At 63.9% G+C, this 23,069-nt stretch carries 22 protein-coding genes and 1 riboswitch; of the genes, 6 read left to right on the top strand and 16 right to left on the bottom strand.

From position 1 onward, the window contains the following. Positions 1 to 34: 34 nt before the first annotated feature. Positions 35 to 1,390, bottom strand: a complete 1,356-nt coding sequence (locus NLM15_RS23470) for an MFS transporter (RefSeq protein WP_254124377.1) — start codon at positions 1,388 to 1,390, stop codon at positions 35 to 37. A 158-nt stretch (positions 1,391 to 1,548) separates the two neighbouring features. On the opposite strand from NLM15_RS23470, the gene NLM15_RS23475 reads away from it, so the two are divergent. Beyond that, entirely contained in the window at positions 1,549 to 2,433 is an 885-nt protein-coding gene (locus tag NLM15_RS23475; protein WP_254119811.1) for a LysR family transcriptional regulator, read from the top strand. Positions 2,434 to 2,469: 36 nt separating this feature from the next. On the opposite strand, the gene NLM15_RS23480 is transcribed toward NLM15_RS23475, so the two are convergent. Then, a complete protein-coding gene (locus NLM15_RS23480; protein ID WP_254119812.1) occupies positions 2,470 to 2,664 on the bottom strand; it encodes a hypothetical protein in 195 nt (64 codons plus the stop codon). Between the two features lie 284 nt (positions 2,665 to 2,948). Here NLM15_RS23480 and NLM15_RS23485 point away from each other — a divergent pair, with 284 nt between their 5' ends. After that, positions 2,949 to 3,347 carry a hypothetical protein gene (locus NLM15_RS23485; protein ID WP_254119814.1) on the top strand — a complete coding sequence of 133 codons (399 nt, stop codon included), beginning with the start codon at positions 2,949 to 2,951 and terminating at the stop codon, positions 3,345 to 3,347. A gap of 405 nt (positions 3,348 to 3,752) precedes the next feature. Here NLM15_RS23485 and NLM15_RS23490 read toward each other — a convergent pair whose 3' ends face one another. The 8 genes from NLM15_RS23490 to NLM15_RS23525 all read right to left on the bottom strand — a co-directional run bounded on the left by NLM15_RS23490 (position 3,753) and on the right by NLM15_RS23525 (position 11,087). Then, complete coding sequence (locus NLM15_RS23490; RefSeq protein ID WP_254119816.1) at positions 3,753 to 4,334, bottom strand: hypothetical protein; 582 nt, start codon at positions 4,332 to 4,334, stop codon at positions 3,753 to 3,755. A 63-nt stretch (positions 4,335 to 4,397) separates the two neighbouring features. Continuing rightward, entirely contained in the window at positions 4,398 to 5,408 is a 1,011-nt protein-coding gene (locus NLM15_RS23495; protein WP_254119817.1) for a DUF6925 family protein, read from the bottom strand. Positions 5,409 to 5,432: 24 nt separating this feature from the next. Continuing rightward, positions 5,433 to 7,211: a TonB-dependent siderophore receptor gene (locus tag NLM15_RS23500; protein WP_254119819.1), complete on the bottom strand. Its 1,779-nt coding sequence runs from the start codon at positions 7,209 to 7,211 to the stop codon at positions 5,433 to 5,435. A gap of 446 nt (positions 7,212 to 7,657) precedes the next feature. Continuing rightward, a riboswitch (cobalamin riboswitch) is annotated at positions 7,658 to 7,872 on the bottom strand. Positions 7,873 to 7,946: 74 nt separating this feature from the next. After that, positions 7,947 to 8,168 carry a hypothetical protein gene (locus NLM15_RS23505; RefSeq protein WP_254119821.1) on the bottom strand — a complete coding sequence of 74 codons (222 nt, stop codon included), beginning with the start codon at positions 8,166 to 8,168 and terminating at the stop codon, positions 7,947 to 7,949. A 154-nt stretch (positions 8,169 to 8,322) separates the two neighbouring features. Continuing rightward, on the bottom strand, positions 8,323 to 8,580 hold the full coding sequence (locus NLM15_RS23510) for a hypothetical protein (protein ID WP_254119823.1): 258 nt from the start codon (positions 8,578 to 8,580) through the stop codon (positions 8,323 to 8,325). A 102-nt stretch (positions 8,581 to 8,682) separates the two neighbouring features. Continuing rightward, complete coding sequence (locus tag NLM15_RS23515) at positions 8,683 to 8,895, bottom strand: hypothetical protein (protein WP_063983092.1); 213 nt, start codon at positions 8,893 to 8,895, stop codon at positions 8,683 to 8,685. A gap of 152 nt (positions 8,896 to 9,047) precedes the next feature. Next, positions 9,048 to 9,224: a hypothetical protein gene (locus tag NLM15_RS23520; protein ID WP_254119825.1), complete on the bottom strand. Its 177-nt coding sequence runs from the start codon at positions 9,222 to 9,224 to the stop codon at positions 9,048 to 9,050. Between the two features lie 126 nt (positions 9,225 to 9,350). Then, a complete protein-coding gene (locus NLM15_RS23525) occupies positions 9,351 to 11,087 on the bottom strand; it encodes an adenylate/guanylate cyclase domain-containing protein (RefSeq protein WP_254119827.1) in 1,737 nt (578 codons plus the stop codon). Between the two features lie 325 nt (positions 11,088 to 11,412). Here NLM15_RS23525 and NLM15_RS23530 point away from each other — a divergent pair, with 325 nt between their 5' ends. Further along, positions 11,413 to 13,596 (top strand): lytic transglycosylase domain-containing protein, encoded by a 2,184-nt coding sequence (locus NLM15_RS23530; RefSeq protein ID WP_254119829.1) that lies wholly within the window; start codon positions 11,413 to 11,415, stop codon positions 13,594 to 13,596. Between the two features lie 90 nt (positions 13,597 to 13,686). Here NLM15_RS23530 and NLM15_RS23535 read toward each other — a convergent pair whose 3' ends face one another. Both NLM15_RS23535 and NLM15_RS23540 read right to left on the bottom strand, forming a co-directional pair. Further along, a complete protein-coding gene (locus NLM15_RS23535) occupies positions 13,687 to 13,845 on the bottom strand; it encodes a hypothetical protein (protein ID WP_254119831.1) in 159 nt (52 codons plus the stop codon). A 401-nt stretch (positions 13,846 to 14,246) separates the two neighbouring features. Then, entirely contained in the window at positions 14,247 to 14,645 is a 399-nt protein-coding gene (locus tag NLM15_RS23540) for a hypothetical protein (RefSeq protein ID WP_254119833.1), read from the bottom strand. Between the two features lie 694 nt (positions 14,646 to 15,339). On the opposite strand from NLM15_RS23540, the gene NLM15_RS23545 reads away from it, so the two are divergent. From NLM15_RS23545 to NLM15_RS23555, 3 genes are all read left to right on the top strand, one after another. Then, positions 15,340 to 17,775 carry a PAS domain S-box protein gene (locus NLM15_RS23545; RefSeq protein ID WP_254119834.1) on the top strand — a complete coding sequence of 812 codons (2,436 nt, stop codon included), beginning with the start codon at positions 15,340 to 15,342 and terminating at the stop codon, positions 17,773 to 17,775. Continuing rightward, a complete protein-coding gene (locus NLM15_RS23550) occupies positions 17,772 to 18,449 on the top strand; it encodes a response regulator transcription factor (RefSeq protein ID WP_254119836.1) in 678 nt (225 codons plus the stop codon). The genes NLM15_RS23545 and NLM15_RS23550 overlap by 4 nt, the downstream gene beginning before the upstream one ends. Positions 18,450 to 18,535: 86 nt before the next feature. Then, positions 18,536 to 18,922 carry a response regulator transcription factor gene (locus NLM15_RS23555; RefSeq protein ID WP_254119838.1) on the top strand — a complete coding sequence of 129 codons (387 nt, stop codon included), beginning with the start codon at positions 18,536 to 18,538 and terminating at the stop codon, positions 18,920 to 18,922. Positions 18,923 to 18,979: 57 nt separating this feature from the next. Here NLM15_RS23555 and NLM15_RS23560 read toward each other — a convergent pair whose 3' ends face one another. The 4 genes from NLM15_RS23560 to NLM15_RS23575 all read right to left on the bottom strand — a co-directional run bounded on the left by NLM15_RS23560 (position 18,980) and on the right by NLM15_RS23575 (position 23,068). Further along, positions 18,980 to 19,951, bottom strand: a complete 972-nt coding sequence (locus NLM15_RS23560) for a tripartite tricarboxylate transporter substrate binding protein BugD (protein WP_254119840.1) — start codon at positions 19,949 to 19,951, stop codon at positions 18,980 to 18,982. A gap of 88 nt (positions 19,952 to 20,039) precedes the next feature. Then, complete coding sequence (locus NLM15_RS23565) at positions 20,040 to 21,281, bottom strand: threonine synthase (RefSeq protein WP_254119841.1); 1,242 nt, start codon at positions 21,279 to 21,281, stop codon at positions 20,040 to 20,042. A gap of 114 nt (positions 21,282 to 21,395) precedes the next feature. Next, positions 21,396 to 22,817 (bottom strand): dihydrolipoyl dehydrogenase, encoded by a 1,422-nt coding sequence (gene lpdA / locus NLM15_RS23570; RefSeq protein ID WP_254119843.1) that lies wholly within the window; start codon positions 22,815 to 22,817, stop codon positions 21,396 to 21,398. A gap of 17 nt (positions 22,818 to 22,834) precedes the next feature. After that, a complete protein-coding gene (locus NLM15_RS23575) occupies positions 22,835 to 23,068 on the bottom strand; it encodes a hypothetical protein (RefSeq protein WP_254119845.1) in 234 nt (77 codons plus the stop codon). Position 23,069: the final 1 nt, after the last annotated feature.

Here is a 23,069-nt window from a genome sequence, read left to right on the forward strand (position 1 = left end):
GTTCTCCTTTGATGTGGATTTTCAGGTGATGGGGTTATTCGGCCGCGACTGGCGCGGCGCGGATCAGCCCGGCGCCCTCGCGAATGACGAGACGTTCGATCGGCCCGACGATGACCCAGTAGCAAAGCACCGCGAGCAGCCCGTGCAGGCCGACATAGAGCAACGCGCCGTTGAACGATCCGGTTGCGGAGAGGATGTAGCCAATCGCAACCGGCGTCACGATTCCGGCAGTGTTGCCGATAGCGTTGAAGACGCCGCCGGTAAGACCGATCACCTCCTTGGGCGCGGTGTCGGCGACGACCGTCCAGCCGAGTGAGCCAAAACCCTTGCCGAAGAAGGCCGCGCTCATCAGCACCGTGATAAGGACCGTCGAGTCCGTGTAGTTGCAGCCGATGATGAGCACGGTCATGACGAGGCCGATCGTGATCGGGGTCTTGCGCGCGATGCTGAGCGAACCGGTGCGCTTGAACAGCCAGTCAGAGAAGAATCCGGTCGCAACGCCGCCGACGAAGCCGCAGATGGCGGGAATGGTTGCGATCAGGCTCGCATCGAGCACAGACAGGCCGCGCGCCTTGACGAGGTAGGTCGGAAACCAGGAGACGAAGAACCAGGTGATCGACGAGATGCCGTATTGCGCGAGGAAGATGCCGACGAGCATGCGGCTTTTGAACAGCTCGGCGAGATCGGACCATTGCGGGCCATGCGCCGCGGCAGCGGCCGGCGATGCACCGCCGAGTTCGACCAGCGCGCCTCCCGCACGCAGATGATCGAGCTCCGCCGCGCTTACCTTGGGATGACCGCTCGGCGGATAATAGGTGACGGCCCAGACCGCTGCGAACAGGAAGCCCAGCGCGCCCATGACGGCGAAGATGTGCTCCCAACCAAAGCGATGATCGGGGAAGCCCATCAGCGGAATGAAGACGACAAGCGAGACGTATTGCGCGCTGTTGAAGATGGCGCCTGCGATACCGCGCTCCGCGGACGGAAACCACGCCGCGATGATGCGCCCGGCCGCGGGACCCACGGGTGACTCGAAGACGCCCAGCATGAAGCGCAAGATCAGCATCACCAGGAACGGATAGCTTGCCCAGCCGACGCAGCTCATCAGGAAGGTGACGAACGACCACAGGATCAATCCGCCCAAAATGGTCTGTTTCGCGCCGAGCCGGTCCGCGATCCATCCCGCGGGCAGATGCGCCAGCACGTAGGCCCACGCGAACGCCGAAAACATCCAGCCGAGCTCGACCGGCGTGATGCCGAGCGCCTTCGACATGTTGGGACCGGCGATCGACAGTGTCGCCCGATCGCCGCTGCTGAGCGCCAGCAGGATGGTGATCAACGCCAAGGTGACGAAACGATAATGCGTCCGTGCGGACGGCTTCTGCTCCATGGTCACGTTGCTCCCTTTCCCGGTTTGTTTTGCCCGGCCGCCTTCGGCGACCGTGGAGGTCCGCAACGCCAGCGACGTCCGGACGCGAGAAAGCTAGATCAGCGATCAATTCAGGTCTAAACTCATTTTTGGATTTAATTGATCCAGAAAAGGTATCAATGATCGAGTTCGGGCAAGTGCGCGCGTTCGTGGCGGTGGCCGATGAGTTGAACTTCGGTCGCGCCGCCAAGCGGCTGAACATGACGCAGCCCCCGCTGAGCCGGCAGATCCAGCTTCTGGAAGGGACGCTCGGGGTGAAGCTGCTGGAGCGCACCAGCCGCTCCGTGAAGCTGACCGCCGCGGGGCGCGCCTTCCTCGGCGAAGCGCGCGCACTGCTTCAGCAGCGCGAGCACGCTGTGAAGGCGGCGCGCCAGGCAGCGGCGCTGACCGGCGGCGCGCTGTCGATCGGCTTCGTCGGCGCGACCACTTACGGCTATTTGCCCTGGCTTGCGACGCGCGTTCGCGATGAGTTGCCTGACATTGAGATCACATTCGAAGAGCTGACCTCGCGCCAGCAGCTCGATGCGCTGAGATCCGGGCGGATCGACCTTGGCCTCGTTCGGCCGATCGAGACGGAGAAGCCGATCAGAAGTGCGAGCGTCTTCCGCGAAGGACTTGCCCTTGCGCTGCCGCTCGACCATCCGCTCGCGGTGCGCCGGCGGCCGGAGCTGTCGCATCTCGAGGGACAGCCCTTCATCATGTATTCGCCCGACGGACCGTATATGCGTTCACTGTTGACCGCGGCGTTCGATGCCAATGGTGTGCGGCCGCAAGTGGTGCAATCGATGAGTCAGGCGCAGGCGATCCTGTCGCTGGTAAGCGCGGGCCTCGGACTTGCCATCGTGCCGGACGAGACCCGCAATGCGTGCTTCGACAATGTCGTGTTTCGCCCGATCAGGCTCGGACCATCCGTCTTCGCCGAGCTGCACGCGATCTGGCGCAGCGACAACCGTAACGCCGCGCTGCCGAGGCTGCGCGAACTTGCGTTCCGGACGGCACGCTGAGCGCAGTCGGGAAGACAGCATCCGAAGGACCATGGCCTATTTCCGGTGGGTCTGTCCGGACTGCGCATCGAATCTCGCGACCGGCCGATCGAGTTGCCAGAGCTCCACATCGTGGCTGTCGACGAGTTTCGCGGCGCGAGAGATCGCGGATTCATCGTCGGCACAGTCCATCTGAACCACTCCGATCGGTACGCTGTGTCGCCCCACGACAAATGCGCTGTATGCCGGCATCCTGACCTCCAAGAAAGAGTTGCAGCTTCACGTCAGAACATGACGCCGGACAAATTTGAATTCGATGGGGATCGCATCGCCCGTTTCTAGGAACGGCATAGGTGCCACGCTGGTCCTATGCCGAACCTATACAATCGGGACCGTGCTCATCTCGAAATCCTATCGCAACCGACAACATATCGGGCCGGTCGCGCAGCCTGATGCATCGCAAGGACTGCGACAACAACAACCGAACCGGTGAACTCATGTCTCCCTCAGAGATCAGCGACAGAATCATAGAACCGATGATCGCGCTCGCAGGCTGCTCACCCCGGCAGCGCATCGTCGTGGTCGGCGCGAAGAGCATGGAATTGACGATCGATCTGCAAAGGCGCGGATATTTCCTGGCCGCAGCGGCCGGCAATTGCGGCCAGGCGGCCGCCCAATACGACGCAGCCCTCGTGGACTGGCGACGACGCCCGCTTGGCGCTCTCGATGCGGCGGTGGATTGGCTCGACGGTTTCCTCGGCCCCCGCGCCGTGCTGGTGATCTGGCTCGACGCGCAGAAATCGGCAGCGAAGGACAATCTTCGCACCGCGATCGCAAAGCGTGGCTTCGTCGTCCTGCAAGGCACCGAACATCCGTGTGGCAGCGCCCTGCTCGCGCGACGTTCGCAAGCCTATCCGATGCAAAAGGCGGCCTAGACACGCTGGCGATCAGAGAGGGCTGGAACAGCCGCATGGCTGATCCGGCCCTTGGAGACTCTCATATGTTGAAATCGAAGATACGACGCGCAGTCATTCGCGAGTGGATGGCACGCGCGCCCGCGCAGCGTCGATCCAGCCAACAGGCCCTCACCTTCGCAAGAGATGCGAGCGAGAGGCACAGGCTGCCACGCAGCCGTCAAACGCCGTGCTCAGTGATCATGGGATGGTTGAAGCCACGCACCGGGCGCGGCTGAAGGGCGTCCATGCCGGACGGCAGCTCCCGGCAGATATTGTTCATCCGCAACCGGTCTGGACGGCGGTCGTACTGCGGCGATGGGCAAAGGGCCGGTCATCGCCATGACCGGACCTCAGTCTCGTAGCCCGTATGGAGCGAAGCGGCGCTCAGGCCGACAGCGCTCCCTTGCGGCCGAACGGATCGATCAGCCGAACGATCTCGCAGGCGGCAACGAGGCCGGCGAGCCAGACAGCGCTGGTCAGCCCGATGCGCGTGACGATGGCCGCGGTGAAGGCGCCCTCTCCGCCGAGGACCGGCGTCGCGGCAAGCAGCGCGAGCTCATAGGCCGCGTAGGCGACGACGAGCGCGATCGCGAGCATTAGCGGCGCACGGCCCTGCGGCAGCATGCGGAGCACAGCCGATGCTGCTACGGTCGATAGAAGCGCCGCGGCGCCAATCGCAAAACCCCAGGCAATGGTGCTGCCGTCGATCGGATAGTGCAGCACGCCGAAACCGATCGTCTGATTCACGAGCCAGGCGCCGGTGACGACGAGCAGCGCCGGACGCAGCGGCAGCATCGCGGCCGCGACGACCGCGAAGGCCGCAAACGGCGTTGCGCAGGCCAGCGCAAAGCTGGCGAGCGCGCATGACAGGGTCAGCAGCGCAAAGCAGAACATCGGCGCAAGGCGCGGCGCAACCGGATGAAGGCGGAAGCGGTCGGCATGAGGCGGCAGGATAGTGACAGTCATGAAACGATCTCCTTGCAGGATTTGTAGCACATTTTGCGGGTATGGGGTCAGTGCATCCGGGCTTTAGTGAAGGGCCTCCATGGGGTCTTCGGCCTCGGTCGGATCGCGCCGGTCGTATGCGGCGAGCCAGGCGAGAAGCAACGGCGCGCGCGGTTCCGCGGCCGCGAGCTGCCGCACGGTCACCCGAACTGCGGCGCGCGCAGTGCGGTCGGACGGAAGCGTCACGGTCTCAGGTCCCCGCCCCTTCGCGACGGCTCCGATTACGTTGCTTTTGAGCGCCGTCAGCTCCGGCAGCCCGTAGCGTTCGAGCAGGGCCTGGAAAGCTGCGTGCTGATCCGGCCGAAACGGGTGCTGGCGGCCGAGTTGATCGCGCAGCGGATGGGCCGGATAAAGATGCGCACAGGGGATCCAGCCATCAGGCAGCGGCTCGGTCGCAGCATGGGTGCGGCGATGCGCGAGCAGCTTTGGCAGGACGTGCGTGTGCGGACCATCAGGGCTTTTGCCGCCCGGTGGCGGGATCGGCTGGAACACTTCGGCCCGCCCGATCCGGCTGATGAAGACGCGATGCGGATTGGCGGCGAGGATGACCCGCATGGCATCGCTATCCGGCGCGAACACGGATTGCCCCGCACGGCTCCTGAGCGCGGCGACGACATCCGCCTCGCCGGTCCGGATGCAGGCGTCGATCTGCAATGCTCCAAGGCCAAGGTCGAACAGGATGCCGTTGCGATCCCGATGGCGCAGCGCTGCGCGATCAGGACCGATTTCCGTCAGCACCGTGCGGCCACTCATGATGCCCGCTTCATGCGGAAGACACATCGCGACGCGGTGACTCCAGCTTTCGGTGGTCGGCGATTCCGACGCGATGAGGCGCAGGTCGGGGTGGGAGGCGATGCGTATCCCACCCTTCTCCGTCACAACGCTGATCCCGTTGCGAGACCGCTCCGTGTCCAAGGCATCGCCGAGCTCGCGCGTGAACTCGGCAATGGCCCCGAACGTACCGATGCTCCAACCCGCCTCGGCATCGGCAAGCTGACCTGCAAGCAAGTCCATGATCGGATCGGCTGTCGTCATGAGATCGCTTCCTCCGGAGTCCCGCTATCTGACGTCGTAATTCGCAAGGCGAATGCCGCCATAGACGCCGAGTCCCGGCTGTAGAAAGCCTGTCGGATTTTGGTAGCGCACATTGGCGAGATTATCGACCCGGCCAAATACCTTGATCTGATCGGTGACCAGATATTCGGCGGCCACATTGACGACAGTGTAGGCCGGCGCCAGCAGACGCGGAATGCTGAAGTCGCGGTTGCCGTCCACGAAACTTCCGACGTGCAGCACGGTCGCGGACAGCGTGAGCGGATCGATCGGATTCCAGATGACATTCGCGCTCCACTTCTCCTTCGGACGCCTCAGCAGCTCCAGTCCCGCCGTCGCATCGACGGCGCGGGTAAAAGTGTAATCGGCACGAACGCGGAGCCGGTCGGTGATTGCGGCGGCGACGAAGCTTTCCGTGCCTTCCGTGATGGCCTTGCCGATATTCGTGTTGGTGCTCGTGAATGTCACGGGATCGAACGTGCTCTGGATCAGGTCCGTGATGTTGTTGCGGAAGTAGGTCGACCCGAAGCGAACGCGATCATTGAACAAGGGCTGCTCGAAGCCTGCGTCGTATCCAACGCTTTCTTCGGGTTTGAGGTTGGGATTCGCAAAGAAGAAGAACGCAGGAAAGCTGACGTAAAGCTGGTTGAGCGTTGGCGCCTTGAATCCCGTGCCGTAGCTTCCCCTGAACTTCGTGTCCGTGACCGGCACGATCACGGCTGACGTCAGGCGAAAGGTCGGGTGCTCGCCGAACCGCTCGTTGTCGTCCTGCCGGACATTGGCCGTGAAGAAGACGCGGTCCACGAACTGGGACTGCAACTCCACATATCCTGCCTTGTTGACGTTCTGGGCGGAGACCGTCGCCGTTTGCAGCGTTTCGGTCTCATGCTCGGCGCCGATGATGACATTGTTGTTGGGCGCGAGCCGTGTGGTGGTGTGCCAATCGTATTTGACCCGATCGCCGGTGGTGATGGTCGGCATCGCATCGCCCGGCGAAATGTTGTGGTTCCAGTGGTTGGTGTAGTTGACGCCGAAATAGCTCTTCATCCGGTCGTCGAGAACGGACCAGACCGCCTCGCCGCGCGTGAACAGCTGGTGCACGGTCTGCGTGCTTTGCGCGGCGGCGGGAAAGCTGGCAAGTGTTACGGGATCAAACGTGTCTCCCGTGAAGCGCAGCGTGGCGTCGGTGTAGCGCGCGACGCCATTGAGCGTCAGGTTTTCGCTGACATCGGCGCCGAGCTTGGTCGAATAGGTCATGTTGTCGTAGGAATTGCCGATCGCCTTCTGGCCCGGCGGCAGCAGTTCGACAGGCGTCACCGGCACGTCGCTTGCGCGAAAATGCGCGACGTTGAAGGCATAGTTGAAGTGGTCCTGTGACCCGCTCAGACCTGCCGTCTGATTGAACGTCCCGAACGAGCCTCCCTCGACCGAGCCGGTCGCGCGAGCGGGACCATCACCCTTTTTGGTCACGATGGAAATCACGCCCCCCAGCGCATCCGCGCCGTAGAGACCACCCTGCGGGCCGCGCAGGACTTCGATCTGCTGAATGTCGGAGGTCAACAACTGGCCGAAGTCGAACGATCGGTTCGGATTGCCGGGATCACTGACGTCGATACCGTCGATCAGGACCTTGGTGTGATTGGAGTTCGTTCCGCGCATGAAGACCGACGTCTGTCCGCCCGGTCCGCCGGTCTGGACGAGGTTGAGCCCGGGAACGGCGCTGAGCGCATCGGACGCAGTCCGGCGCTGATCGCGCTCCATATCCCCGGCGGTCAGGACGGTCATCGAGCTCGAGACCAGATTGGTCGGAGTGACAATGCCCGTTGGACTGACAACGACGGTTGGAAACAGATTGGCAGCGGATACACCGGCAACGGGGGGCGATACCGGCGGCTCCGGTCTCAGCGCTCGAACGACACGCCTGCGCTCGGGCTTGTCAGGCGCATGTCGTACGACCGGTGGCCTGGCCGTACGCTCGGATGGCCCGACCTCGACCGGGGGCAGCAGATTGGGCGATGCCGATTGTTGGGCGAACGCGGCGGAAGGATTGAACGAATACAGGAAAACAGACGTGAAGAGGCCGGCGCTGAGGCGCCTGGCGGCAGAGACAATACGGGACACTCTTGTAACCTCGGTATGACGTCAGTGGCACGTCACAGCGAACGAGGTTTCACGGAGCGATCGATTGCTCCGGTGAAGCTAATGTCTGTACTCCCCGACCGACATCTTCGCGTGTGACCACGGCTGACGGCAGGTCTCCTGGCTCGCGGGTCGATACCTTACGTCGCCTTCCCAGGACCGAGATTCCCAGTGGCATATGACGAAAGATTCACCGCTTACAGTTGCGGGGGCAGCCGCTGCATTGAGAATATCCCGGCGTTGGGACAATCCCGCACAACGTTCCCTTTTGATCTCCGTGAGGAGAACCGTCAGGTTCCAATTTACGGGTCGTTGGAGCGGTGAGTCAATCGGCTGATTGCATGATCGTCGCAGCACCGCGCGCAGGTTGACCTGGCGCAATCAGGTCGGCTCCCGCTGCTGACGCGTGCTGATCATCGCCCGCTCGCCGGCATCGACGAGCTGGCCGATGCCGGTGCGGCCCGTGAGCGCGCATCGGATGATGTGTTCGGCAACGGACCTGCGGAAGTCGTGGTCCTCGCCGACCGGGCGATTGCGGCAGACCCGATCCAGCGCCAGCTTCATGTTGATCCGTGTGCGGGTGTCGAAATGCTCGCTGATCATTCGCAGGACCTTGATGCGTTTGATGTCGGGCTAAAACTCCTGGCGGTCGGCCGGGTTCCAAAACGGCACCGGGCCTTTGCAGAACCGACTACGCCCGCCCTTGTCCTATCGTGACGGGCGGGCTACGCGCGCCCTCTGCGCTGTGACGGGCGGGCTATGCCCGCCCTCTTGGCCGCTGGGCCTGCGCCCAGGCCGCGGTGACGTCGCGCGGCGGGACGTCGATGCGCCGGATCGGGGTCAGCTCACCCGAGGCGGAGATGATGGCGGTCTCCTCGCGGCGGCAGCGCGGGCATACGAAGCGGACCTCGTGCGGCGAGGCCGACCAGCTCGCACGCTTTACGTTGGCCGCCATCGGCCATGCATTGCAATGCGAGCACGACACCAGGAACCGACCGGGATCGAGCATACCCATTCCATAGGACTCCGCGTCCTGCCCATCCCTTCAATGATTAACCCTTGTGAATCGTTCCGGTGCCCGAGCACCGTCAGTCCCGGCTCCAGGAACCTCCGCCGCTCAGTGGGCGCCCTTGAGGGTGCATGACGTGGTGCAGGTGACCGTGTTGCCGTGGTCGCACGCCTTGCAGGCGGCCACGCACTGGTTCATGTCGCGGGGATTGTAGGAGCTGTAGTTCCGCATCGCGCAGACCGGCGTCGAGCCGGTGATGTCCTGCTCCTGGTTGCAGGCCGCCGTCATGAGCGCGAAGATGAGGACTGCAAGCAGGCGCATGGGATTGCCCTGGTAAGGAGCGGCAAAGCGACGTCGGCGAGATACGCTGCATCGCAACGGACCTCGGCATTCCCACCGCGAGCAATCATGGATCGCGACGCTCGCATCCAGGAGGATGCGCGCCAAACATTAAGAACGGCTTGCAGCCGGCCTCAGGCCGCGGCCCTGGCCGCGATCACGTACCGCATATCGACCGCCAGCTGGCGGTACTGCTCCCCGAGCTTCAAATAAAATTCGCGCTTGGTGCTGTCGGTGGCGAGCTTGGCAATCAGCTCGCATTCGGCGGTGAGAGTCTCAAACCGCTCCAGCCTGTCCTCAAGTTCTGTCATTGGCGTGTCCCCGTCAAACGCCTCAAGGACACGTAACCTAAGCCCGGGAAATACGTCACTGCGAACATCGTTATGGAGTAGAATCAATTTTCGCCAGCGCGGGCCGCAAGGAGAGGATGTGGCTACCTATTTCTGCTCCAGCCGCCAGGCGCCGTCCCATTCCACGCCCGGCGGATCGGCCTCGAACTGCGCGATGCGGGCGAGCAGCGTGCGCGAGGGGCCATCGCCCTGGACGATTTCCAGTGCGGCATTGAACGCGGTCCGGGCATCGTCGAAGCGCCGCGCGCGATAGGCGGCGAGGCCTTCGGCATAGTGCGCGCGCAAGCTCTCCTGCGGAACGCTGAGCCCGTGCGCCTTGCTCATCACCTCGAAGATGGGTTGCGGCGCACTCTGGCCGGCGACCGCCAGGCGATCGATCTCGCGCAGCTCGCAGGCCGCGCCGATCGCGTCCGCCGTCGCCTGCGAGACCAGGATGCGGGTGCCGTAGACCTTGTTGACGAGCTCGAGCCGCGAGGCGAGGTTCACGGCGTCGCCCATCACGGTGAAGCTCATCATCAGCTCCGAGCCGATGCTGCCGGTCAGGACCTCGCCGGTGGCAATCCCGATGCGCAGGTCGCAGGGACCGGGCATGGCGCGGATGCCGAGCAGATCGGGCAACTGCTTCTGTAGCGCAGGCACCTGGTCGGCCATGTCGATGGCGGCGAAGCAGGCGAGCAGCGCCGGCTCGTCCTCCTCGATGAAGGGAGGGCCCCAATAGGCCATGATGGCATCGCCGATATACTTGTCGATGATGCCGCGATGGCTGCGGATCGGCGCGGACATCACCGTGAAATAATGGTTCATCACCTTGACGAGGCCGCGCGGGGTCATGCCCTCGCTCATCGAGGTGAAGCCGCTCATGTCGCAGAACATGATCGTCATCACCCGGCGCTGGCCGTCGATGGCGACCTCCGGCCGGTCGATCAGGCCCTGAACCACCTTGGGGTCGATGTAGCGCCCGAAGGTCTCGCGGACGCGCTCGTTGTGGCGCAGCTGCTCGGTCATGCGGTTGAAGGCGGCGGCGAGTTCGCCGATCTCGTCCTGGGTCGAGACGGTGATGGTCTTGTCGAAGCGCCCCGCCTCGACCTCGCGCGTGCCGGCAAGCAGCAGCCGCACCGGCCGCGTGATGCCGCTACTGACCATCAGCGCAAAGACGAAGCCGACGATCGCCGCGAGAACGGTGACGGCACCCGAGATGATGATCGCCTGATGCTGGCGGCCGATCACCGTCGACGTCGAGGCGAACACCTGTTTGAGCATGTCGGCGCGGATACCGTCGATCTTCTGGTTGAACTGGTCGCGCAGCATGTCGAGATGCTCGAGCGTGCCGCGCGCCTCCGTCATCTGCTTGCCGTCGATCTGACTGAGGAGCCTTGCGTGATCTTCCTTCATGCCCTGGCGCAGCTCGGACACCGTCGCCTCGATACGGGTGTCGATCCGCGCCAGCGCGGCATTGTCGGACGGTGTCCTGCTATCGTCGATGATCGCGTTGATGTGCTTGCGCGCGCCCGAGGTCTCCTCCTCGATCCTGCGGTCGGCTTCCTCGAACTCCTTGAGACGCGCCGCATAGGCCTCCTCGTCCGAAGCATCCTGCATCTTCATCATGACCATGCGCCGCAGCGCCACCGACCGCTCCAGCGAACGGATATTGGCGCGCGCGAGGTTGCCGTAGGCCGGGATGTAGCGGTCGGTCAGCTCGCCGAGCAGGACGCCGACCTGGCTCGACATCACCATCGACAGGATCGAGGTGACCAGCATCAGGACGATCAATCCGAGGGCGATGCCGACAATCTTGCGCCGGATCGACTGGTTGAAAAGCGGCATGAGCGATGGAGTAAAGGGCTGAAGGGACGGGTTGGAACCTCAATACACCGGATTTGACGGCGGGAACACGCGCAATCTGACCGCTGCGACGCCCCGAGCCGCGCGCAACCGTCGCGCGAGCCCCATTCGTTAACAAAAGCTAAAACAACTGCCGTTTCCGCCGTTTCGGAAGTTCCCCAGTTCCCATCCGTATTTTGCCGCATTGTTGAACGAGCGTGAGGAATGCGAAACGATGTCATGGCATCGTTTTGGTGTCGTCTTTGATTCTCAAGCCGCATGTCGTCGCGGACCTTGGTTTGTAGTGGTTTCGCAGGGGGACCATCGAATGAACCAGTGCCTACGCTCGCTCGCGTGTCTCGTTGCCGTGGCCGCCTTGGCCTTCATCCCAACCGAGCTGGCAGCCAAGAGCAGCCACAAACCGTCCGCGTCGAAGAAGACGCATGAGGCGAAAGCCGGCAAGCAGCGCCAGGCGGCGGTCAAGTCGCGCCGCGGCAAACACGCCGAAGCCAAGCGCAAGCCAAGGAAGGACGACGAGCTCTCGGACAAGCCGGCGCCGCCGCCGCTGACCGGCGACCTCGCCGCGCTGAAGGACGCCATCACCCTCGCGCGCAAGGGCAAGACCGAGGATGCGAGCGCGGCGCGCGACCGCATTGCCGATCCCGCCGGACAGAAGCTCGCCGACTGGTTCATGCTGCGCCATTCCGAGAGCACCGCGAATTTCAAGCGCTACGCGGCCTTCGTCGCCGCCAATCCGGACTGGCCGAGCAACGCCCTGCTCCGCCGCCGCGCCGAGGCCCGGCTGTGGCAGGAGAAGAGCGATGCGGCGACCGTGCACAAATTCACGATGGACCGGCCGGCCAGCGCCAAGGGCAAGTTCGCGCTCGCCCGCGTGCTGCTCACCGAGGGCGAGGCCGACAGGGCCGCTCGCCTCGTGCGCGAGGCCTGGCGCACGGACGAACTGTCCGAGCGCAGCGAGGAGGATTCCTACGAGGCGTTCCGCGATCTCCTGACGGCCGACGATCATCGCGCGCGGATGGACAAGCGCCTCGGCGCCAAGGACTATGCAGGCGCACGGCGCGCCGCCAAACGGCTCGGCGAGGACGAACTCGCGATCGTGAAGGCCTGCGCCGCCGTCACCGGCAAGGCCAGCAAGGCCGGAGATTATCTCGAGGACGTGCCGGCCGAGGCGCGCCGCGACCTGGGCTATGCCCTGTGCCGCGCGCAGTGGCATCTCCAGAACGACCGCATCGACGACGCCGCCGCGGTGATCCTCGCCGCCGCGCCCGCCACCATGGCGGCACAGGACACCGATGCCTGGTGGCGCGAGCGCCGCCTGCTCGCGCGAAAGCTGCTCGACCAGGGCAAATTCAAGACCGCTTACGACGTCGTGCGTACCGCGGCGGTACCCGAGAAGGAAGTCTACCGCGTCGACTACCACTTCATGTGCGGCTGGATCGCGCTGCGCTATCTCGACGATCCCAGGACGGCGATGGCGCATTTCGCCGCGATCGACGAGGGCTCGGCCAATCCGATCGCGCTGTCGCGCGGACATTACTGGCGCGGCCGCGCGGCCGAGGCGATGGGGGCGGCGGCGGATGCGCGCATGAGCTATCAGGCTGCCGCGCGCTATCCGACCGCCTATTACGGCCAGCTCGCACGCGCCAGGCTCGGCCTTGACCGGATCGAGCTGCGCCCGCCCTCGCCCGTGCCGGCCGCCGCCGATGCTCCGCCGGCCGACGAGCGCGTACGCGCTGCCGACATGCTCTACGGCATCGGCGAGCGCGACGTGGTGTTTTACTACGCCGAGGATTTCGCCAGGGAGAGCACCGATGTCGCGGCGCTCGAAGCGCTCGGCGAGCTCGCCGGCCGCCGCAACGATGCGCGCGTGATGCTGGAGGTCGGCAAGTCGGCGCTGGCGCGCGGACTTGCGCTCGACCACTACGCCTTCCCGACCATCGGCATTCCCGAGCACAAGCAGGTCGCCCCCGCGATCGAGACCAGCGTGATCTATTCGGTGGCGCGCACCGAGAGTTCGTTCGACCAGCGTGACAAGTCGCCCGCCAACGCGGTCGGCTTGATGCAGGTAACGCCGGAAGCGGGACGCGACACGGCGAGGCGCTTCGGCCTGACCTATGACTGGGACAGGATGGTCTCCGATCCCGTCTACAACACGCAGATGGGCGCGGCCGAGCTGAGCGCGCTGCTGTCGGAATATCGCGGCGACCAGATCATGACCTTCGCCGGCTACAATGCCGGCCGCGGCCGGGTGCGCGAATGGGTGCAGGTCCGCGGCGACCCGCGCGACCCCAAGGTCGACCCGGTCGACTGGGTCGAGCGCATCCCGCTGTCGGAGACGCGCAACTACGTCCAGCGCGTGATGGAGAACGTGCTGGTCTACCGTGCCCGGTTCGAGGGCAGCGGCACAGCCACGGCGAAATCCGAGCAACGCGTTCCGACGCACGAAGTCAGCGCGGCACCTACGGCAGCGGCCGCAGCCACCGCGCCCTAGCTTCGCAACGCCGGGGCTGGACGCGGCTCGAAGCTGGATGCAGTGACTGCGGCCGACCACTCTGCGCGGCTCGCATCGTTCGGCTAGCGGTCACCTCCTTCCGTGGTCAGAAGGTTCGCGCGCGCGCAGAAATGCCTCCGTCAGCGCGCCAGAGAGCGCGCTCACCTGCATCATCCAGCTCCAGCTCGAAATGGCCGCAAACACCGTGATCGCCTCGAGCGAACTGCGGTAAGGCCAGAGCGTTTCCATGGTCGTCTGCTGATATCGACGGTAGCAATCATACTCGCAGTACCGCCGTTGCGTGGACACATGCCGGACGTAACTCGAGCCCAGCGGCTGTGCGCACGCGCTGCAGGTGACGCCATGGTGGGGTTGGTCCTGATTGACGAGCATGAATCTCAACGTCATGTCCTCTTGTGCCAGCAGCCGTCTCCGCCGGTTCCGCCTCGCCCACCCGTCTGCTCAAGACGCCGCTCGCGCCGGCCTCTCGATCAACGGCGCTGCTGCTTCGTGATGAAGCGCGTAACACTCGTAGCCGCAGTAGGGCAGCAGCGACTTCGCATCGCGCAGATAGCTGCCGCTGATCTCCTCGCAGCACCACAGACAGAAGGTTTTGCGAAAAGGGGTCCTGCCATTCACCAATATGAATCTCACGTGGCACCTCCCAACGCGAAGCAGTAGACCGTGTCGACCAGGGAGGCGGACGGCGGCGGCGCACAAAGATGGTTGCGGCCGTCCGGATTGTCCCTGTTTCTCTCAACCTTCTGGGACGGGATGAGGATGTACTTCCCGTCTTCCCGCCGCCGCGCGTAGATCCTGCCGTCGACGTATCGCACCTCGGTCGGGTAGCAATCCGCGCTGTTGCAGCAGCTGAGCACAGGATTGTCGGGCATATGCCAGCTGGAATAGAACTTCTCGTGCAGGAGCTGATCCTGGACCGGATGATGACGATGTCCACCATCCCGTCCGACCTCATCGGCCTGCGCTGCCGTCATCAACGGAAGCAGCAGCGCGACCATCAAGAGGAGCTTGCAAGCACGGTTCAGCACGCAGCCTCCTGTTTACCGAATGGAGCGGACCGAAGCGCTAATCCTCATGCCGCCTGAAATCGAAAAAGCCATCGACGGTCGCGTTCGCGGCGTGCCCTGAAGCGATCGAGACATTTTCTGGAGCACAGCGGCGTTCGCCAGGAATAATATCGGATCAGGCCGAACTTGCCGCTGCAGACGGCGCAACCTCTTACGGCAGAAGCGCGCTCGGAGTATTCAGGCGTATCGCACATCATGCTCTCTCCTGGCTCTCATGGTCGTGGCTTCGCTCGTGCGCTGACGCACGGCCATCCACGCGCGTTAGTGAAATGCGGCCTCTCGATCGTGACCGGCCGATCATGCGGCAAGTCGGACAACGGAGGCAGAGATATGAGCTGCACATCGAGCTAATCGCCGGCTTGTGCCTTGCACATCGCGTCCCCTCGATGCTTGTGAGAGTAATCCGCGTGCAACGGACTCCTCAATTGTACGGAGGTAAATGTGCTCTATGATTTGGGATGCGCGAGCTATACGTAGGTTTGTCCCGTAGTTTTTCGGGTCTCCGCCGCACCTTCGCAACGAGACGGCGCATGGCCGGTAGGCTGCACGGCTGCCGCGAGTTTCGCAGCGGCGTTCTACTTTGGTCGGAGGGAATTGCTCCCCTTGTTGCAAAGTGCTCTACTTGCTTCGACCCCAGCGTGCCGGGACGCCCGCGATGATGCCTGGCCAAATCGCGAAAATCGGGAATTCGGCCGCGCAATTGCTGCTCGGCGGCCTCGCGGCGCTTCGATCTTTCGGCAACGGCGAGAAGGACAGCCCCGCGCTCGGAGGTGCCTCGCGGCAGGACACCATCGATCTACGCGACGCAGTGAAACAGTGGCGCGAGGTGTTCGAGCACAACCCGGTCATGTACTTCATGGTGGATCCGGCCGGAACGGTGCTCAACGTCAATACATTTGGCGCCGCACAACTGGGCTACACGGCGGCCGAGCTGATCGGCCAGTCCGTGCTCAACGTGTTCTTCGAGGAGGATCACGACTTCGTCCGTCGATGCGTGGCGTTGTCCCTCGAAACCCTGGACCAGTCGCATACCTGGGAGATTCGCAAGTTCCGGAAGGACGGCTCGGTCCTTTGGGTCCGTGAAAACGCCAAGGCGATGCTGCGCGGCGACGGCACGCCGATCGTGCTGGTCGCCTGCGAGAACATCACCCAGCGCAAGGAGGCGGAGGACGCGCTGCGGCAGAGCGAGACCTACCTCGCGCAGGCGCAGGAGCTGAGCCGCACCGGCAGCTTCGGCTTGAACCTTGCGACCGGCGAGGCCGTCTGGTCGAGGGAGACTTTTCGTATCTTCCAATGCGACCCCGCGACGAAGCCGACCCTGAACTTCGTCTTTCAACGCATCCATCCGGAAGATCGCGATACGGTCCGCAGGACCCTCGATCGCGCCTCGCGCCTCGCGGAGGATTTCGACCACGAATATCGCCTGCTGATGCCGGACGGATCGGTCAAATATCTTCATTCCGTGGCACGCGCGGTGCGACACGCATCCGGGCGCATCGAGTTTGTCGGGGCTGTGACCGATGTCACCATAGCGAAGGAGGCAGAACAGAGGCTGCGTCGCAGCGAGGCCTATTTGGCCGAGGCCCAGCGACTCAGCCACACGAGCAGCTGGGCCTGGGATGTACGTCGTCAGGAGTTTGCCTACCGATCGGCTGAACTCTTCCGCCTGTTCGGGTTTGAGCCGGGCCAGACCGACTTACCGGCGCGGGCTTTCCAGCAACGCATACTCCCGGAGGATTTCCAACGGATCGTCGAGGTGGAACGTCAGGCCCTCCGCCAAAGGGAACCGTTCGAAATCAACTTTCGCATTGCGTGCCCGGACGGTTCGATACGACGGGTCCACACCGAGGGACTCCCCGTTGTCGGCAGCGACGGCGAAGTGAGGGAGATCATCGGCACGCATGTGGACGTCACCGAGCAGGTCGCTGCAAAAGAAGCACTGCAAAAGGCATTTGATGAACTCAAGGCATCCGAGCAGCGCTTCCGCGACTATGCTGAAACCGCATCTGACTGGTTTTGGGAGACCGGGCCGGATCACCGCATCACGCAGATATCAGAACACGCCGATACGGCCAGTGCTGCGCCGACGGGATTGGTCGGCCTGACCCGTTGGGACATTCGGCCCGACGCCGAGCTCGAGCCGGGGAAGTGGGAGCAGCATCGCGCAGCGCTCGACGCTCACCTCCCGTTCCGCGATTTGGTTTACCGCGGCCGGGATCGCAATGGATCGCCAATTTACGTGCGCACCAGCGGCAAGCCGTTACATGACGAGGACGGCAATTTTCTCGGCTACAGGGGCGTCAGCAGCGATGTGACGGCGGCGATCCGCGCCCAGCAGACCGAAGAAGAGCTGCGGAAAACGCAAGCCGAGCTCGCCCATGTCACGCGCGTCACGACGCTCGGCGAACTCACCGCCTCGATCGCTCACGAAATCAACCAGCCTCTCGCCGCCGTAATCTCCAATGCAGACGCCTGCATCGCGTGGCTCGGCCGCGAGCCGGCCGATCTGGAGGCTGCGCGCCGTTCCGTGGAATGGATCGTCGAGGACGCCAATCGGGCCAGCGAGGTGATCCGCAGGATCCGGGCGCATGCGAAAAAGACCGAGATCGAGATGGTGCCACTCGACATCAATCAGGTCGTCAGGGAGGCGATGGCCCTCGTCCGGCGCGAGCTCGCTACGCATGCCGTGTCGGTGCGAATGGAGTTGTCGTCCGGCCTGCCCAGTATTTGCGGCGATCGGATCCAGCTCCAGCAGGTGCTGATCAACCTTGTCGTGAACGGGATTGAAGCCATGCAAGCCAATGTCGACCGCCCGCGCGAGCTGGCGATCCGCTCCAGTCGGGCCGGCGAGGACGGTGACGAGCACCTGCTCCTGACCGTGACAGATCGCGGTGTCGGCCTTGGCGGCGACGTGACAGACCACATTTTCACGCCGTTCTTCACCACAAAATCGAGCGGCCTGGGGATGGGACTGTCGATCTGCCGATCCATCATCGAGGCTCACGCGGGCCGGCTTTCGGCGTTTCCCAATGAGGGGGGCGGTGCAACATTTCAGATCGCCCTGCCCCTCCCACAAGAGGACGCGTCGTGACTGACCACGCCAAGCCGACGCAGGTGCAGGCCCAGGCAAGCGCCGACGATCCGATCGTCCTGATCGTCGATGACGATCCGTCGATGCGGCGCGCGCTCACCAATCTCTTTCAATCGGTCGGCCTCAGGGTGGAGGCCTTCGGCTCGGCGGCGGAGGTCCTGGAGGCCAAGCCGCCGGTGGTCCCCAGTTGCCTTGTGCTCGACATTCGCCTGCCCGGCTCGAGCGGCTTCGACCTCCAGGCGGACCTCGTAAAGGCCGACATTCACACGCCTATTATCTTCATCACCGGTCATGGCGATATTCCCATGACCGTCAGGGCCATGAAGAGTGGTGCCATCGATTTCCTGACCAAGCCGGTGCGCGACCAGGACATGCTGGATGCGGTCCAGGCCGCGATCGAACGGGACCGCAGGCGGCGCGATGCAGAGAAGTCGGTGTCAAGCGTGCGGACACGCTTTGAAGGCCTGACAGCGCGTCAGCGCGACATCCTCGCCCTGGTTGCGTCCGGCCTGATGAACAAGCAGGTCGCTGCCGAGCTTGGATTGGCCGAGATTACCGTCAAGATCTATCGCGGGCAGATCATGCGGAAAATGGGCGCGAAGTCATTGGCAGATCTCGTCAGAATGACCGAGACGCTCGGAATCCCCCGGCCAAGGGGAAAAGTGCAAACCTAAGTATGCTTTCCAAGCTCGCCCCGAGGGCCCAATTTCCGGCGGGTGCCGTACCATGATCGGCGGCTTCCCGATCAGGAGCGATCATCTTGTCGGTTCTCTCGGTCATTTCCATCATTGACGATGATCCGTCAGTCCGCCTCGCGACGAACAATCTCCTGACGTCGCGGGGATACACGGTCTGCATCTTTGGCTCCGCTCGCGAGTTTCTCCAGTCCGCCGAACTGCATACGACGTCCTGCGTGATCGCGGATGTGCAGATGTCGGTCATGGGCGGCGTCGATCTCCTGATGCATATGCGCGGCCTTGGTCATCTCACGCCGTTCATCTTCGTGACGGCCTTTCCCGACGATGCCGTGCGCGAGCGCGCGCTGAAAGCCGGCGCCATCTGCTTTCTCGCGAAGCCGTTTTCCACGCCGACCCTGATCAAATGTCTGGAGACGGCGCTGGCAGGGCCCGGTGAAGCCAAATCCTGACGCGGCGCCGCGTGACCCTGATGGCTCCACAGGGGGCGGCGACGTGTCGTCGTCGCCTCAATCCACCTTGATGTTGGCGGCCTTGATGATCGGCCACCACTTTGCGATCTCGGCCTTCTGGCGGTTGCCGAGCGCTTCGGGGGTGAGCTGGTCCTGCGGCGTCATCTCCAGGCCCTGGCTTTCGAGCTGCTTCTTCACCGCGGGATCGTTCAGCGCTTCCACCGCTGCGGTATTGAGCTTGGTCACGATCTCCTTCGGCGTGCCCTTCGGCACCCACAGGCCCGACCACAGCGTCATGTTGAAGCCTTTGAGGCCCGCCTCGGCTGCCGTCGGGATATCCGGCGCCGACGAGAGCCGCTTGTCGTCGGTGATGGCGTAGGCGCGGATGGTGCCGGCGCGGACCTGGTTGATCGAGTTGGAGGTCTGGTCGATGATGACGTCGATCTGGCCGGCGATGAGATCGTTCAGCGCGGGGGCCGTGCCGCGATACGGCACATATTGCAGCTTGATGCCGGAAACGCTCTCGAAATAGACGCCGGCGATGTGGCTGCCGGAGCCCGCGCCGGCGGTGCCAGCGGTCGGCGGCGACGGCCGTGACTTCAGCCATTCGATCAGCTCTTTCAGCGAGGTCGCGGGCACCGCGTTCTTGCTGACGACGATCATCGGATTGCTCGGCAACAGCACCACGGGCTCGAGATCGGCGACGAGGTCGTATTTGAGCTTGTAGACGGCGCCATTGGCGACGTGGGTGCCGAGATGGCCGAACGAGATGGTGTAGCCGTCCGGCGGAGATTGCACGGCGCGGCCGACGCCGATCGAGCCGCCGGCGCCGGTGACGTTCTCGATCACCAGCGGCTGGCCGAGCGTCACGCGCATCCGTTCGGCAAGCACCCGCGCCATCGCGTCCGACGGGCCGCCGGCGGCGAAGGGAACGATGATGGTGATGGGGTGCGAGGGATAGTCGTCGGCGCGCGCGGCGCCTGAAACAGCGAGAATACCGAGCAGCCCGGCCCAGATGGCCTTCTTCATTGTCTTCTCCCCAGCGATGTCATTGTTGTTTTTTGTCTCTTCCCGCGTACGGGAAGAGGGATCGTTCGTGAAGAGACGAAATGACGCGCTAGAACTGCGTGTAGTCGATCGGCTTGTGACGATCCAGCGTGCGGGCAACCGGGGGCAGCGGGTACTTCAGGCCGGTCGCGCAGTTGAACAGCATGACGCGGTCGGTCTTGCTGACGCGGCCGTCGGCGAGGCTTTCCTTGTAGGCGGCGTAGGTCGCGGCGCCCTCGGGGCACAGCAGCAGCCCCTCCTCGCGCGCGACCTCGTTCAGCGCCGACGAGATCTTGTCGTCGTCGACCGCAATCGCAAAGCCCTTGCTCTGCCGCACCGCGCGCAGGATCAGGAAATCGCCGATCGCCTGCGGCACGCGGATACCCGAGGCAATCGTGTGGGCGTCCTCCCAGCGCGTCGCATGCTCGGTGCCGGCGTCATAGGCCCGCACCATCGGCGCGCAGCCCGAGGCCTGCACCGCGACCATGCGCGGGCGCTTGGAGCCGATGAACCCGATCTTCTCCAGCTCGTCGAACGCCTTCCACATGCCGATCAGGCCGGTGCCGCCGCCGGTCGGATAGAAGATCACGTCGGGCACGTCCCAGCCGAGCTGCTCGGCGAGCTCGAGGCCCATCGTCTTCTTGCCTTCGATCCGGTACGGCTCCTTGAGCGTGGACGTGTCGAACCAGCCGACCTTTGCCTTGCCTTCGCCGACGATCTTGCCGCAATCGTCGATATAGCCGTTGACGCGATAGACGGTCGCGCCCTGGAGCTCGATCTCGCTGACATTCACTTCCGGCGTATCGGCGGGGCAGAAGATCGTGGTCTTGATGCCACACGACGTCGCATAGGCCGCGAGCGCCGCACCGGCATTGCCGTTGGTCGGCATCGCCATGTGCTTGATGCCGAGCGCCTTGCCCATCGACACCGCCATCACCAGGCCGCGCGCCTTGAATGAGCCGGTCGGCAGGCGTCCCTCGTCCTTCACGATGATCTCGCCGCCGCCGAGTTTCGCGCCGAGCTTCGGCAGCCGGATCAGCGGCGTCGTGACTTCACCGAGCGAGACGATGTCCTTGCATTTGCGCACGGGCAGCAGCTCGCGGTAGCGCCACATGTCCGCGGGCCGCTGCGCCAGCGCGTCCTTGGTCAGCGCCTTCTTCACGCCCGCGAGGTCGTAGCGCACCAGCAGTGGCTTGCCCGCCTTGGAGAGGTTGTGGACCTGGTCGGCGGCGTAATGATCGCCTTCCATCGCGCATTCGAGATGGGTGACGAAGGTCGGGCGTTCGATGGTGAGATTATCGTTGTCTTGCATGGGTTGGTTTCCTTCTTGTTTTGCAGTCGATCTCTCTGCTCGTCATTGCGAGCGCAGCGAAGCAATCCAGAATCTTTCCGCAGAGGCAGTCTGGATTGCTTCGCTCGGCGGGGGCTAGATATTCAGCACCCGTCCATAAGCATCCAGCACGGCTTCCTTCATCATCTCCGACAACGTCGGGTGCGGGAACACCGTGTGCATCAGCTCTTCTTCCGTGGTCTCCAGATTCATGGCGACGACATAGCCCTGGATCAGCTCGGTGACTTCCGCGCCGACCATGTGAGCGCCGAGGAGCTGGCCGGTCTTCTTGTCGAAGATCACCTTGACCAGGCCCTGGTCCTCGCCGAGCGCAATCGCCTTGCCGTTGCCGACGAAGGGGAAACGGCCGACGCGGATCTCGCGGCCGCTCTCCTTGGCCTTGGCTTCGGTGAGGCCGACGGAGGCCACTTGCGGCTGGCAATAGGTACAGCCCGGGATCAGGTTCTTGTCCATGGGATGCGGATGCAGGCCCTTGATGGCCTCGACGCAGATCACGCCCTCATGCTCGGCCTTGTGGGCCAGCATCGGCGGACCGGCGACGTCGCCGATGGCGTAGATGCCGGGGACATTGGTCTTGCCGTAGCCGTCGATCACGATGCAGCCGCGGTCGGTCTTCACCCCCAACTTTTCCAGACCGAGATTCTCGATATTGCCGACCACGCCCACCGCCGAGATCACGCGCTCGAACTCGGTGGTGACGGGCTTGCCCTTGCCGTCGTCGATGGTGGCAACGACGCTATCGGCCTTCTTCTCCAGCTTCGTCACCTTGGTCGAGGACATGATCTTAATGCCCTGCTTCTCCAGGCGCTTGCGGGCAAAGCCGGCGATTTCGGCATCCTCGACAGGGAGGATCTGCGGCAGCACCTCGACCACGGTGACGTCAGAGCCCATGGTGTGGAAGAACGAGGCGAACTCGATGCCGATCGCGCCGGAGCCGACCACCAGCAGCGACTTCGGCATCCGCTCCGGCACCATGGCTTCGAAATAGGTCCAGATCAGCTTCTTGTCGGGCTCGAGCCCCGGCAGCACGCGCGGCCGTGCGCCGGTCGCGACGATGATGTGTTTTGCCTGGTAAGTCCCCTCGCCCAGCGTGCCCTTGGGCGCCTCGACGTCGGACTTCTTCACCGTGACCTTGCCCGGCGCGTCGATCGAGGCGGCGCCCCAGATCACGCTCACCTTGTTCTTCTTCATCAGGAAGCCGACGCCGTCGTTCAGCCGCTTCGAAACCCCGCGCGAGCGCTGCACCACCGCCTTCGGATCGAACGAGACCTTCTCCGCCGACAGGCCGTAATCCTTGGCGTGCTGCATGTAATGGTAGATTTCGGCCGAGCGCAGCAGCGCCTTGGTCGGGATGCAGCCCCAGTTCAGGCAGATGCCGCCGAGATAGGATTTTTCGACGATCGCGACCTTCAAGCCGAGCTGTGCGGCGCGGATCGCGGTGACGTATCCGCCCGGGCCGGAGCCGATGATGATGACGTCGAAGGATGTGTCGGCCATGGCGGCTCCCGTTCAACTCAAGCGGTCGTTGCGCCGCGGGCGCGGCGATTGAGGATATAAGCTCTGATCAGCCATTCGATGAGAATGACCACCGCCATGATGGCGAAGATGGTGAGCGCGATTGGCGCCCAGATGTTGCGCGACAGCGCCTCGCCGGCAAAGAAGGCGGACTCAACGATGTCGCGGCCGAGCGGGCTGAGCGTGAGGATCAGCGAAACCAGCATCGAGATCCAGGGCCAGCGCGTCGTCATG

The organism is Bradyrhizobium sp. CCGB20 (assembly GCF_024199855.1).
Lineage (GTDB): Bacteria > Pseudomonadota > Alphaproteobacteria > Rhizobiales > Xanthobacteraceae > Bradyrhizobium.

Excerpts from the sequence above, each read along its gene's own strand:
- NLM15_RS23505 (WP_254119821.1), bottom strand. The coding sequence starts at position 8,168 with ATGATCAGCGAGCATTTCGACACCCGCACACGGATCAACATGAAGCTG.
- NLM15_RS23515 (WP_063983092.1), bottom strand. The coding sequence starts at position 8,895 with ATGCGCCTGCTTGCAGTCCTCATCTTCGCGCTCATGACGGCGGCCTGC.
- lpdA (WP_254119843.1), bottom strand. The coding sequence starts at position 22,817 with ATGGCCGACACATCCTTCGACGTCATCATCATCGGCTCCGGCCCGGGC.
- NLM15_RS23535 (WP_254119831.1), bottom strand. The coding sequence starts at position 13,845 with ATGGAAACGCTCTGGCCTTACCGCAGTTCGCTCGAGGCGATCACGGTG.
- NLM15_RS23475 (WP_254119811.1), top strand. The coding sequence starts at position 1,549 with ATGATCGAGTTCGGGCAAGTGCGCGCGTTCGTGGCGGTGGCCGATGAG.
- NLM15_RS23480 (WP_254119812.1), bottom strand. The coding sequence starts at position 2,664 with ATGCCGGCATACAGCGCATTTGTCGTGGGGCGACACAGCGTACCGATC.
- NLM15_RS23510 (WP_254119823.1), bottom strand. The coding sequence starts at position 8,580 with ATGGGTATGCTCGATCCCGGTCGGTTCCTGGTGTCGTGCTCGCATTGC.
- NLM15_RS23575 (WP_254119845.1), bottom strand. The coding sequence starts at position 23,068 with ATGACGACGCGCTGGCCCTGGATCTCGATGCTGGTTTCGCTGATCCTC.
- NLM15_RS23560 (WP_254119840.1), bottom strand. The coding sequence starts at position 19,951 with ATGAAGAAGGCCATCTGGGCCGGGCTGCTCGGTATTCTCGCTGTTTCA.
- NLM15_RS23495 (WP_254119817.1), bottom strand. The coding sequence starts at position 5,408 with ATGACGACAGCCGATCCGATCATGGACTTGCTTGCAGGTCAGCTTGCC.
- NLM15_RS23520 (WP_254119825.1), bottom strand. The coding sequence starts at position 9,224 with ATGACAGAACTTGAGGACAGGCTGGAGCGGTTTGAGACTCTCACCGCC.
- NLM15_RS23470 (WP_254124377.1), bottom strand. The coding sequence starts at position 1,390 with ATGGAGCAGAAGCCGTCCGCACGGACGCATTATCGTTTCGTCACCTTG.
- NLM15_RS23525 (WP_254119827.1), bottom strand. The coding sequence starts at position 11,087 with ATGCCGCTTTTCAACCAGTCGATCCGGCGCAAGATTGTCGGCATCGCC.
- NLM15_RS23565 (WP_254119841.1), bottom strand. The coding sequence starts at position 21,281 with ATGCAAGACAACGATAATCTCACCATCGAACGCCCGACCTTCGTCACC.
- NLM15_RS23500 (WP_254119819.1), bottom strand. The coding sequence starts at position 7,211 with ATGACCGTCCTGACCGCCGGGGATATGGAGCGCGATCAGCGCCGGACT.
- NLM15_RS23485 (WP_254119814.1), top strand. The coding sequence starts at position 2,949 with ATGATCGCGCTCGCAGGCTGCTCACCCCGGCAGCGCATCGTCGTGGTC.
- NLM15_RS23545 (WP_254119834.1), top strand. The coding sequence starts at position 15,340 with ATGATGCCTGGCCAAATCGCGAAAATCGGGAATTCGGCCGCGCAATTG.
- NLM15_RS23530 (WP_254119829.1), top strand. The coding sequence starts at position 11,413 with ATGAACCAGTGCCTACGCTCGCTCGCGTGTCTCGTTGCCGTGGCCGCC.
- NLM15_RS23490 (WP_254119816.1), bottom strand. The coding sequence starts at position 4,334 with ATGACTGTCACTATCCTGCCGCCTCATGCCGACCGCTTCCGCCTTCAT.